Here is a 12,268-nt window from a genome sequence, read left to right as displayed (position 1 = left end):
TACCCCTTCCCGGCAGCGGAACCAATCGATAGAGGGGCGAAATCCCCAAAAGCTTTGGGCGGCTAGACTGTCTCCAGCTTTCCGAGATGCTTGGCCACGAGGTAGTAGAAGGTCACACGGGATTTGCTGCGGTCTGCTGCCATCGCCTTGGCGGTTGCGTCGATCGCGGCATCCGCCTCTGCGCCATCGACGCCGAGCTTCTTGGCGCACCATCCGCTCTTGACCCGCGCAAGCTCCTCAGGGTCCGACGACGACACCAGCGCCGAGTCGCGATTGCGAAGTGCAATACCCAAATATTTGACGATCTTATTCACCACACCTTCATCGGCATCGGCATCGTACTTCTTCACATCTGCAAGATAGTCCGTCATGTCCTCATCCTCCATGTTGAGCAGCCGGATCGCATCCACGGCCACTTCAGGGAGAAGATGTGCCAAGCCTGCAACCGCGTCAAGAATCTCATGCAACCGTCTGCGTGTCAGTCCTTTACCGAAATGTCACAAGGCCTCTTTCCTCAGCGCGCGGAAATGCCTATATGACCTCTGCCGGATGCAAATCCGGCTATGGCGATAAACGGTCGATGGAATAAACCTATTGGACCCGGGGGCGGTACCCGGCGCCTCCACCAAAAACCGGCGGCTTCTTGAGAAAAGGCCGGCTTTTGATGGGGGCGAAATAGGATCGACAAGGGCGTAAAGATCGAACTTTTGCTCGGCATGATACCGCCGTTATCGGGTCACAAGTGTAGTTGCAAATGACAACAACGCTAAGGAATACGCTCTCGCTGCCTAATGGCGGTGCGGGAATTCCGCTCTAAGTCCTTACGGTTAGCCCCGTAAGGCGGGGTTCGGAGGTACCTGGCAACAGAAACCTCCACCTTCTCCCCTCTCTTGAAATTCGCTATATGGTGCGCCTGACTCGCTTCTGGTACGCTTGAGATCGCGCATATATTTGCCGCGGTTGAAGGCTAAAACATGCTGCAGGCGATGAAGGCTTTTTCGTTGCTGCGCACTAAGACATTGCGTATACTCAGGTAAAAGACGTTCGAATAAGGAAAGACAGGACCGTATGGGGCAGGATCATATCCGTTACGACATTCTCGCACAGGATGCCCTTCGCGGCGTTATCCGCAAGGTTCTGAGCGAGGTTGCGGCCACTGGCCGGCTGCCGGGCGATCACCACTTCTTCATCACGTTCCTGACCGGCGCGCCGGGTGTGCGGATTTCGCAGCATCTCAAGGCGAAGTATGCCGAGCAGATGACGATCGTCATTCAGCATCAGTTCTGGGACCTGAAGGTGACCGAGACCCTTTTCGAGATCGGTCTGTCCTTCTCCGACACGCCTGAAAAGCTCGTCATCCCCTTCAACGCCATCCGTGGCTTCTACGACCCGTCGGTCAACTTCGAACTCGAATTCGACGTGCCTTTGGCCGAAGAGGAAGAAGTTCAGGAGGCGGAAATCACTGCCTATCCTGCACCCGCTGAGGCCAAGGTTCAGCCTTCTGAAGAGAAGAAGACGGACGAAGAAAAGAAGGCCGGCTCGGTCGTATCCCTGGATGCTTTCCGCAAGAACAAGTAAGGCGCTGGCGCTGTCCTCAACGCGGTGCTGACCAATGAGAGGGCCTCATGACGGGTGATGTCGTCAACCTGCGCCAGTTTCGCAAGCAGAAGGTGCGCTCCGAAAAGGAAAAACAGGCGGAGCAAAACCGCCTGTCATTCGGCAGAACGAAATCCGAAAAGTCTCTGACGACAGCCTTGAATGACAAGGCTGAGCGCCAGCTCGATCAGGGCAAGCTCGATCGTCAGGATGGCGAGTCCGAATAGGGCCTGCAGCCAAGATCATCGCCCACCTCACAGCAACGTTCCTCCAAACGCTTTGCCGCCTTCAATTCTTAAACTCGGGTCTACAGCATCGGCCCGAAAATCGGACTCGATTTTCGGAAGGCACGACGCGTCGATGCAGAAACGCAAGGCGCTTTAAGCACCTGGTTCATTGAAGGCAGTATGCTGCCTGCCCTCTTGATCGCGAAGCTCTGGTGCCTTCTGCTAGGGCGCGTATGGGGCCGAGCTTCTCACCACACACCAAAGCACGCATCCCACCCGACATTCCGGATCGTGTCGACGGCATCGGACTTTTTTTCGGCCTCTCTTTCGATATCGCTCATCCTGCATGAGAAGTGGTGGAACCGAGGACACATAACAACGTTATCGAACGCAAGCTCCTATACATTTCATGGACTTGCAGGCAGAAAATGAATCAGATTGGCACCCTCTTGAATCGGCTTGGAAAGCAGCGACCTTGATACGCAAGCACTCCACGACTCTTCATGGTCACCGCACAAGCATCTCATTGGAGGATGCGTTTTGGGACGAACTCCGCGCCATAGCGGAAAAGCGAAAGATGAGCTTCGCGTCCCTGTTGGCGGAGATAGACGACAACAGATCGGAAAGCAGCAACCTGTCATCTGCGCTTAGGGTCTATGTTCTGATCTGGCTCAAGAGCCAGAAGTAGACGAGCCACCCCACTTCGCCCAACACTGACGCGTGTCAGCAGGCGTCACCTCCTTATTGAGGTGGGGATGCGTTCGACGGATCGGAAAACTGCCTGATCACATCCTGCGTCGGCGGAATTCTCAGCGTCGGTGTTGCCTCAGGTGTCTTCTGCTGGCGCTGCAACCGCTCCTGCTGCTCCTTCTCTGCCTGCAGACGCTCCTGCGCCAAAACCCGCAGCCGCTCCTCCTCCGCCTTTCTTGCTCTTTCTTCCGCCTCTGCCCGTTCCTTTGCCGCCTGCCGCTCCGCCGCCTGGAAGCGATAAAGCGCAACCTCGCGTCGTAGCCGCTGTTTTTCCAGAACGCTCGCCTGTAGCGCTTCCACACGGCGGCGCTCCTTTTCGAAGGCGCGAAGAGAGAGATAGCCGGTGAGACCGGAAACATCTGTCGTCAAAGCTGGCTTTGCCAGAGGACCGACATAGTTCAGCCGGATGGAAGGCGTGGCGCCGGCAAGCTCCTCGATGCCCGGCTTGTAGTCGAGCTCGAGACCTCCGGTCAGTGTTTCATCGGCAATGTTCAGCGACAGATCGCCTTTGAGTAACAACTGGTCTGTGGATGCCGTGACATTCTGCATCTTCAGGCTACCATCGCTGATGGTGAACGGCATGGAGATCTGACCCAGCGTCACGTCGCCTTGCCAGAGTTGCTGATCCACCAATGGCCGAACTTTTGCCGCGTCGATATTGCCCTGCAGGCCAGCAGCCGCCTGAAGCCAGGGCTGGAAGGCATTCGGGTTGATGCCACGCAGAACCAGATCATTGGTGCGGATTTCACCTGAGCCGCTGGCGGATGTCAGCAATTCGCGGACACTCTTGCCGGTTGCTTCGGCCGTCAGATCAGCCGCATAGCGACCCGTCGCCACCGGACTGTTACCGCTCTTCCAGATGATGCCTTCCGGATTGGCCCCGGAGATGGCGAGCTTGGTACGGAAGATTCCAGCCCCCTCGCCCGTCGCCATCGCCATTCTTCCGGACAGTTTGCCGCCCATCCAGTCGCCCGCGATATTATCGAGCGACAGCGTGCCGTTTCCATGGGTCATCGAGAAGGACGATCCGGTAACGGTGCCGAAGGGGCCAACCTCGAATTTCGCCGCCTTGACGGACAGTGCCGCCTCGATCTTCGGGAAGGACGGAAGCGCGACCGGCTTGGCGTTCAGCCCGCCACTTTCCGGATCGATGACCGGTCCATACATCGCGTCGCCCAGCCACGCCATATCGACGCTCGCAAGCGAGACATCGCCCGTCACCTTGTAAGGCGCGGCGCGCGATAGTGCGACATTGCCGGAAAAGGCGTTGCCGCCGGCCTGGCCAGTCAGATTGGCAAAAGTGGCCTTTTCCTTATCGACGGAAAGCTTGGCATTCGCCTTGGTCGACATCCCGCCACCAAGCTGCGGCAAGCCAACGGCGTTCATGATAAGATAAGGCTCGATATCCGCGCTTTCGAGCGCGAGATCGGCGCTGCCTTCACCGAAGGTCTCAGGCGCGAGCGAAAAGCTGCCGCCGGCGGTAAAGTGGGTGCGTTCCGTCGAGAAACGGAAATCCGTCTGCATCGCGGAGCCAAGGCTGCCATTGAGCTTGACCGAAAGCAGACCTTCGCCATCGGCATCGAAGGGCAGCGGATCAAGCCCCGCCTGGCCGAAGAGGATCGCAGTCGACTGGTTCTTGAGAACCGCTTCCAGCGTCAGCGCGGTATCGTCCGTGATCGAGAAGAAGTCCGGCAGCTTGGCAACCGCCGAGAGACGGCTGCCATTGATCGTGCCGGAGACGGCAGCATTGGCACCGCCACTGTTGCTATCGACGGAAAGATCGACGGTGACATCCGAATTGGCGTACCAGGGCGCGCTTCTCACCAGACGATCCAGCAGCGGATGATGCGGCAGTTTCTGGCGGATCAGTTCAAGCACCGGCTGCATGTCTGCGGCGCGCAGATTGACGGTGCCCTTGCCGCCATATTTCAGCAGCGTTCCTTGTAGCTGTCCCTTGGCATGCACCTCGGCACCGGCAATGTCACCGGCCGTCATCGTATCGAGCGAGAGAACGCCGTCCGACACCGTAAAGGCGGTCTCGACCTTGTTCGCAGTTACACCCGCCATGTTGAAGCGGTCGGCCTTGAACTTCGCATTGATCCGCTCATCGAAGACGGAGGCGCCATTCGGATCGCCAAGCACAAGGCTCCCAAGCGCCTTCAGCGCGTCGAGATCGATCTCATCGCCGGCAAGATCGACATCGATGCTTGCCCCCTTATCCGTCGTCTGACGCAGCAGGCTGCCGCGCAGAGATGCCCGGCCGATGGCAAGTTCGAGATCGTTGAAGCGCTGAGCCTTGGTCGTCAGCGAGACCTTGGATGAGAAGCCGGCAGCGTTGAGCTGGCGAATGGCCGGATCGACGCTGCCCGTCAGCCAATTGGCAAGGCCGGACGGCTGGTTGGAAGCCACCAGAAGATCGCCATTAAAGGCGGGGCCGTCCGTCAGCGTCAGCGAGCCCTTGGCCTCGAACTGTGTGCGGCCTGGCAGCACGGCAACGGCATTCACCACCTGCCACCCTGCCCCGTCCGGTCGCACATCGAGCCGAATATCGCGAATGGTTGTGTCGTCGGAGATGAGTGCGGGCAGACTGATGCTGGCCTTACCCGGCACCTGCGGCACCGGAATGCGCGCAATCAGATCGGCAAAAGCCTCGATACGCTGCCGCACCGACACTGTCGGTACGCGGGATGTCTTGCCGCTGGACGGGACCGGAACCGGTGTCAAGCGGTTGAAATCGATCTGCTGCCCGTCGGCGGTCAGCAGGAATTCGGGCGCCGCACCCGTATCGAGCGTGGCTTCGCCGGTGACGATATAGGGATTATCGATGGCGCCCAGCTCCATGCGGTAGCTTGGAATGCGAAGGCGCCCGTTGGTCAGTTCGAAGCTGCCGCGTGTGCGTGGGGCGGAGAAGATCGACTGATCCTGCTTCTGCTGCGCTTTTTGCTGTTGATTGTCGTCACGGCGGAAATTGAAGGCGAAGGAGCCGCTATAGACAGGGCGGCCAGCCGTCGCGCCGATGCCGCCATCGAGATCGATCTCGACGGGATACTCATCCGGCTGCAGCCGCAGGCGAAGTCCCATGCGGCCGACGGTTGGATCCGGCTCGCCGCTTGAAAGCGAAAACGATCCGGCGTGGCCATCAATCGCGGCCCGGCCTTCTGCCCGCCACGGGCCAGCCAGTGATTTCGCCGACATCGCCGCATTCAGCCCGGTGATGGTGCGGTTGCGACCGGATTGCTCGTCGATGAACTCTATCTGCCCGTCTTCGATGTTGACGCTTTCAAGCACCACGGTGCGGGCCGGAATCTCGACGCGACCACCACGCATCCAGTCCAGCGTGCCATCCTTCAGCAGCCGGATTTTCGCTTTTGGCTCTTCGATACGCATATCGAAAATGCGCGCTTCTCCTGAGAGAAACGGCGCGAGTTCGGCATCCATGGAAAAACGTGCCACCTGAATGAGGGGCGAGCCATCGGCGTCGGTGCCTGCTCTGACGTCATGCAATGTCACCGATGGAAACGGTAGAAGCCGGGCTTCGACCGGTCCGTGGACAACGACCTTCTTGCCCAGAATGCGGCTTGCCTGATCCTCGAAGTCGCGACGGAAGTCGGTCCAGTCGATGAAATAGGGAATCAGAAGCGCCGCAAAGAGCGCCACAACCAGCAGTCCGCCCAGAAAAACCAATATGCGTCCGAGCACGACCCGTCGTCTCCCATAATCACCGCTGAAAACTAGCGGTTTTTCGCCCTAGGGCAAGCATCATTTGGTCGAAAGCCCTTTGCTCTCTAACCAGATCAAAGACGAAAGAGCTTGCCCGGATTGAAAATATTATCCGGATCAAGAGACCGCTTGATGGCGCGCATCGTATCGAGTGCGGGACCGGCCTCTTCTTCCAGAAAACTCATCTTACCCTGCCCCACGCCGTGTTCTCCGGTGCAGGTACCATCCATGGACAGCGCACGACGATTGAGCCGCGCCACAAAGGCTTCGGTTTTCGCCACACTGTCTGGATCCTTGCCGTCGAAAAGCACGAGAACATGGAAGTTGCCATCGCCCGCATGCCCGACGATCGGCGCCAGCATATTGTTTTCCATGATGTCGCGCTGCGTTTCCACGACGCAATCGGCAAGGCGGGAGATCGGAACGCAGACATCGGTCGAAAGGCCGTCGAGATGCGGCGCGAGCGCACGCGATGCCCAATAGGCATCATGGCGGGCTTTCCACAGCTTGTTGCGCTCCTGCGCGTCACCGGTCCATTTGAAATCCGTGCTGCCGAACTCGGCAACAATTTCGGCAAATTGCTGCGATTGCAACGCAGTCGTTTCTTCCGTCCCGTGAAATTCGACGAAGAGCGTCGGCTTCTCCTCGTATCCAAGACCGGAATAGGCGTTGCAGGCACGGATCTGGACCTCGTCCAGCAGCTCGATACGAGCCACCGGAATACCGATCTGGATCGTCATGATCACCGCATCGCAGGCAACCTTGATCGTTTCGAAAGTGCAGACACCGCCGGCGATCTTCTCCGGAATGCCCTGAAGACGAAGCGTAACGGATGTGAGCACACCGAGTGTGCCCTCCGCACCGACGAAAAGCCGCGTCAGATCGTAGCCGGCAGAGGATTTGCGAGCCCGCCTGCCGGTACGGATTTCCTCACCATTGGCAGTGACAGCGGTAACGGCCAGAACATTATCCTTCATCGTCCCATAGCGCACCGCGTTCGTGCCGGATGCGCGCGTCGATGCCATTCCGCCAATCGACGCATTGGCGCCCGGATCGATCGGAAAGAAAAGCCCGGTATCGCGCAGATAGGTGTTCAGCTGCTCGCGGTTGACACCGGGCTCCACCGTCACGTCCAAATCCTCGGCATTGACCTCGATGATGCGGTTCATCCGGCTGAAATCGATGGAAATGCCACCGGATGGCGCGTTGACCTGGCCCTCCAGCGAAGAACCTATGCCGAAGGGAATGACCGGCACCTTGTGCTCCGCGCAGGCGTTCACCACCGTCTTCACGTCATCGGCGGTTTCAACGAAGGCAACACCATCGGGAAGCTGGGTCGTCAGATAGGTCGTGGTGTGGGCGTGCTGTTCGCGGAAAGACTGGCCCGTCTGGAATTTTTCGCCGAGATCGCGCTTCAGCATCGTCAGAACAGCGGCAATGCCAGCCTCGTTTCGTGTTCCCGATACGACATCCTTCAAAGCCATGACATGCTCCACCACGCTGCAAGTTTTTAGCCCGCGTCGCGCGCGGGCCACGGCGTGGTATGTGACAAGGCTCTCACTTTGTCCAGCGCGGGCTTTGCGACTGTCCGGTGTTTGACGCCAAATCATTCCGCGGCGAGAAGTGGCTTTTCCTCCTCCAGGGCGCGGCGGCGAATGGCGGTCTCCAGTTCGCGATGCAGACGAATTTCTTCATCCGCCTGCGGCTTGGCGAAGCGCGCCAGGAGCAGGTACGAAACCGGGGTGATGTAGAGCGTCACCAGCGTCGCAAAGCCGAGACCACCGACGATGACCCAACCCAGCGCGATACGGGCTTCAGCACCCGCACCCTGTGCCAGCACCAGCGGCACACCGCCGAGAATGGTGGCGATCATCGTCATCATCACCGGGCGCAGGCGGATGCTGCAAGCCTTCTCGATGGCTTCGCGCACGCTCGCGCCCTGATCACGCAGATGGTTGGCGAATTCCACGATCAGAATGCCGTTCTTCGCCATCACACCGACCAGAAGCACGAGGCCGATCTGACTGTAGACATTGAGGCTTGATCCGGTAACGAGCAGCGCGATTACCGCGCAGGCAAGACCGAGCGGCACCGTCGTCATGATGATCAACGAACTCAGGACACTTTCGAACTGCGCTGCCAGCACCAGGAAGATGATCGCAATGGCAAAGCCGAAGGTCAGCAACATGCCGCTGGAATTTTCCTGAAGCGTGGCGGCTTCACCGAGCGGGATCAGCCGGGCACCGGATGGCATGATCTGGCCCGCGAGTTCATTGACCTTGGCAACCGCATCACCCAGCGAAACACCCTCGCGCAGGTTGGCGGAGAAGCCAACCGATGGCAGCTGCTGCTCGCGGTTCAACTGCGGCGCAACCGCATTTTCCTTCAGTGAAGCAATCACTGACATCGGCACGATCTTGCCGTCGTCTGTCTTCAAGAAAATGTTCTCAAGATCCGTCGGATCGTTGATCGGCCGGGTGGAGGCAAGAAGACGAACAGGGATCGCGTCGCCATTCACAAAGACGTCGACGATGGAGCGGCCTTCGAGAAGCGACTGCATGGCGCGCGACAGTCCGGTAATGTCTATGCCGAGATCGGATGCCCGTTCACGATCGATGGAAACGGAAAGCTGGGCCTGGTTCGGCTCATTATCGAAGCGCGGCGTGTCGAACATGCCGGTTTCTTCCATCGACAACAGCAGCTTTTGCGTGGACTCGGTCAGCGCCTGATAGTTGGAGCCGACCATCGCCATGCTGAGACCATTGCCCGCGCCGCGAATGCGCAGGCTGTTCGGCTGCTGCGCCGTGCCGCGAAGCGCCGGCACCTTTTGCGCGGCGGCATTGATATCCTGAGCGATCTGGTTCTGCGTGCGGTCACGATCCGCCCATGGTGCCAGCGTCAGCACCATGAAGCCCGTATTGGACGAGCCATTCATCCCGGTGATCGAATAGACGTTACGGATTTCCCCGCTTTCGCGCAGCGGCATCAGGTTCTCTTCGATGCGCTGCAACTGATCGCGCGTATATTCCAGGCTGACGCCCTGCGGCGCAGTCACCCGCAGGAAGATCGACGAGCGGTCCTCGCGCGGCGTCAATTCGTTCTGCACGATGCCAAAGGCCACCCAGGAGACCCCTGCAAAGGCAATCGACACGACGATGACGATCAGCGGATTGTTGAGACAGCTCGACAGCGTGTTCTTGTAGGTGCTGGCGAAGAGGTTGCCGAACCATGCAAGCGGACCGGTCTTATGCTCGACAGTCTTCTTCAACATGCGTGATGCGAGCATCGGGCAGAGGGTCAGCGCCACAATCGAGGACAAGCCAACGGCAAAGGCCAGCACGAAGCCGAACTCACGGAACAGGCCGCCCAACTGGCCGGGCAGGAAGGACAGCGGAATGAAGACAGCGGCAAGCGTCGCGGTCGTCGCGAGAACCGCGAAGAACACCTCTTGCGTCCCAAGCACGGCGGCGGCACGCGGCCCCATGCCTTCGGCTCTGCGGCGCACGATGTTTTCCAGAACCACGATCGCATCATCCACCACAAGACCCGTCGCCAACACGATGGCAAGCAGCGTCAGGATGTTGATGGAAAAGCCAACCATGTAGATGGCCACCAGCGTGCCGATCAGCGCGACCGGCATGGTGATGGCTGGAATAAGCGTGGCGCGCCAGTCGCGCAAGAAGAGATAGAGAACCACGACGACGATCAGTGCGGAAAGACCAAGCGCCAGTTCCACCTCGTGAAGCGCGCCTTCGATGAAGACCGCATCGTCGCTGGTAACGACGATCCGTGTGCCCTCCGGCAGGTTCGGCGTCATCGCATCGACAGCCGCCTTGACGCCGGTCGAGATATTCAGCGTGTTGGACTGTGCCTGACGGATCACACCAAGGCCGACGCCCTGCACGCCGTTGGAACGCAGAGAGGTACTTTCATCATCTGCGCCAAGCTGCACGCTCGCCACATCGCGAAGACGCACCTTGTCCTTAATCAGCAGATTTTCGAATTCGGCAGGTGTTGTGAGATTGGCGGTAGCGCGCACCACGATGTCCTGCGTGGAGCTTTTCAGCGAGCCCGCCGGAACGTCCAGTGCTGCGGTTGCCAGCGCGTTGGATACATCGGTTACGGTAAGACCACGGCTTGCGAGCGCTGCCTGATCGAGATCGATCCGGAACACCTTCTCCTGGTCGCCGTAAAGCTCCACATCGGCAACGCCATCGACGGCAGCCAGACGGTCGACAACCTCATCCTCGACAAGCTTTGTCAGGTCTTCCATGCTGAGCGTGGAGGACGTGACAGCAAGACGCATGATCGGCTGGCTGTCGGAATCGGCCTTGATGATCTGCGGTTCATCGGCATCTTCCGGCATTTGATTGGTGACACGTCCGATCGCGTCGCGCACATCATTGGCGGCAACTGCGAGATCGATATTGTCGCCAAATTCCAGCGTCACACGGCTGGTACCAAACTGTGACGCCGACGAGATGGACTTGACCCCACTGACACGGGCGACAGCACCTTCGATCGTCTGCGTCACCTCCTGGTCGATCGTCTGCGGCGATGCGCCGTCATAGGTCGTGCGCACGGAGATGACCGGACGGTCCACATCCGGCAATTCACGGACCTCTACGCCGACAAGGGCCGCCAATCCGGCGACCACCAGCAACGTGTTGATCACCGCAGCAAGGATCGGCCGTCTTACGAAGAGCGCGGTAAAGGCAAGCTTCGAGTCTTGCCCTGCGGGCGGCGTCTGTCCAGTTGATGAACCGCTCATTGGCTGGCGACCTCCGGTGCTTTCGGTTCGTTGCCGATGCGCACAGCGCCGCCCTCACGCACGCGCTGCAGACCTTCCGTCACCAGGAGGTCATTGGGCGAAAGCTCGGCCTTCACCAGAACAGCGTCAGGGTTGCGCTGCACCACCTGAACGCGGACCTTGTTCGACTTGTTGTCCTTCACGCGCCACACATAGGAACCGTCGGCATCCCACTGCACGGCCAGCGGATCGACCGATGGATAGGTTTCGCCTTCGAACTTCATGGTGACGCTAAACGACATGCCGGCGCGCAGCTCATCCTTGGCGTTATCGAAAACGGCGCGCACACGAACGGTGCGGCTTGCTTCGTCCACGCGATTGTCGACCGCCTCCACCTGGCCCGTGAAGGTTTCACCCGGGCGGGCAATCGAGGTCGCTTCCACCGGCATGCCGACCTTGATCGCCGTGGCAAATCGTTCCGGTGCCCAGAAGTTGACGAGAATCTTCGAGCGATCGTCAATGCTGACGATGCTGGTCTGTGTCGTGGCATTATCGCCGACATTGATGGCGACGATGCCGGCAATGCCGTCGATCGGCGCGACGATATTGCGCCGTTTCAGATTGAGCTCGGCGGTGCTGACCGCAAGCTTGGCAGACTCCTCGGCAATCTGCGCGTCGAGAACATCGAGACGGGCCACCGACTGAAGATTTTTGTAAGAAGACGACTTTTCAACCGCACTTTTGAGCGACACCTGCGCCTTGTCGCGCTCGATCAGTTGCTCGTCATCATCAAGCCTCGCCAGCACATCGCCCTTCTTCACCTTCTGACCGGACGACACGAGGATCTCGGAAATCAATCCGGACGCCTGAGGTGTCACGACGACGGTCTGGATCGCCTCACCGTTGCCGATGGCATTGAGGCGATCGTTAACTGTGCCGGTCTTGGCAGGCGCGGTAATCACCAGCGTGGCATTGCTGCGCCCGCCCCCGCCACCTTGGCCTGCGGGTCTGGACGAAGCACTGGCGGCATTGTTTGCGGCAGGCTCTCCCATCGCGACGATGCCAGCCTTCGCCAGCAGGTTCTGCCCTGTGGACGAATTGAACGCCCACAAAAAGAAACCAGCCCCGACGACCGCCAGACTGACACCAACCTGCTTCCAAACCCGCATGCAATTCTCCGTGTGATCCATCCACAACCGCAGCCGTGCCGCAGCGCGGACAGGCA

Annotated in this window: 8 protein-coding genes and 1 other RNA gene; 4 read left to right on the top strand and 5 right to left on the bottom strand. The window is 59.3% G+C overall.

Annotated elements, in window-relative coordinates; all coding sequences use genetic code 11:
• Positions 1–62: 62 nt before the first annotated feature.
• Complete coding sequence (locus tag ACTJK5_RS03610; RefSeq protein ID WP_062441123.1) at positions 63–371, bottom strand: DUF2853 family protein; 309 nt, start codon at positions 369–371, stop codon at positions 63–65.
• A 134-nt stretch (positions 372–505) separates the two neighbouring features.
• On the opposite strand from ACTJK5_RS03610, the gene ssrA reads away from it, so the two are divergent.
• The 4 genes from ssrA (at position 506) to ACTJK5_RS03590 (ending at position 2,511) form a co-directional block, all read left to right on the top strand.
• Positions 506–878: a transfer-messenger RNA gene (ssrA, locus tag ACTJK5_RS03605) on the top strand.
• A 190-nt stretch (positions 879–1,068) separates the two neighbouring features.
• On the top strand, positions 1,069–1,578 hold the full coding sequence (locus ACTJK5_RS03600) for an SspB family protein (RefSeq protein ID WP_062426554.1): 510 nt from the start codon (positions 1,069–1,071) through the stop codon (positions 1,576–1,578).
• Between the two features lie 47 nt (positions 1,579–1,625).
• The gene (locus ACTJK5_RS03595; RefSeq protein WP_335322358.1) at positions 1,626–1,823 is read left to right on the top strand and encodes a DUF4169 family protein; all 198 of its coding nucleotides are present in this window, start codon (positions 1,626–1,628) and stop codon (positions 1,821–1,823) included.
• Between the two features lie 475 nt (positions 1,824–2,298).
• Positions 2,299–2,511 carry a ribbon-helix-helix domain-containing protein gene (locus tag ACTJK5_RS03590; RefSeq protein ID WP_062426641.1) on the top strand — a complete coding sequence of 71 codons (213 nt, stop codon included), beginning with the start codon at positions 2,299–2,301 and terminating at the stop codon, positions 2,509–2,511.
• Positions 2,512–2,564: 53 nt separating this feature from the next.
• Here ACTJK5_RS03590 and ACTJK5_RS03585 read toward each other — a convergent pair whose 3' ends face one another.
• The 4 genes from ACTJK5_RS03585 to ACTJK5_RS03570 all read right to left on the bottom strand — a co-directional run bounded on the left by ACTJK5_RS03585 (position 2,565) and on the right by ACTJK5_RS03570 (position 12,212).
• Entirely contained in the window at positions 2,565–6,272 is a 3,708-nt protein-coding gene (locus tag ACTJK5_RS03585) for an AsmA family protein (protein WP_440611859.1), read from the bottom strand.
• Between the two features lie 95 nt (positions 6,273–6,367).
• The gene (locus ACTJK5_RS03580) at positions 6,368–7,777 is read right to left on the bottom strand and encodes an FAD-binding oxidoreductase (protein ID WP_440611858.1); all 1,410 of its coding nucleotides are present in this window, start codon (positions 7,775–7,777) and stop codon (positions 6,368–6,370) included.
• 122 nt (positions 7,778–7,899) lie between these two features.
• Positions 7,900–11,064: an efflux RND transporter permease subunit gene (locus tag ACTJK5_RS03575; protein WP_440611857.1), complete on the bottom strand. Its 3,165-nt coding sequence runs from the start codon at positions 11,062–11,064 to the stop codon at positions 7,900–7,902.
• Complete coding sequence (locus ACTJK5_RS03570; protein ID WP_440611856.1) at positions 11,061–12,212, bottom strand: efflux RND transporter periplasmic adaptor subunit; 1,152 nt, start codon at positions 12,210–12,212, stop codon at positions 11,061–11,063. The genes ACTJK5_RS03575 and ACTJK5_RS03570 overlap by 4 nt, the downstream gene beginning before the upstream one ends.
• Positions 12,213–12,268 lie beyond the last annotated feature (56 nt).

This window comes from Agrobacterium sp. 22094, assembly GCF_052046015.1.
Lineage (GTDB): Bacteria > Pseudomonadota > Alphaproteobacteria > Rhizobiales > Rhizobiaceae > Agrobacterium > Agrobacterium cavarae.
This window is presented reverse-complemented; position numbering and strand designations above follow the sequence as displayed.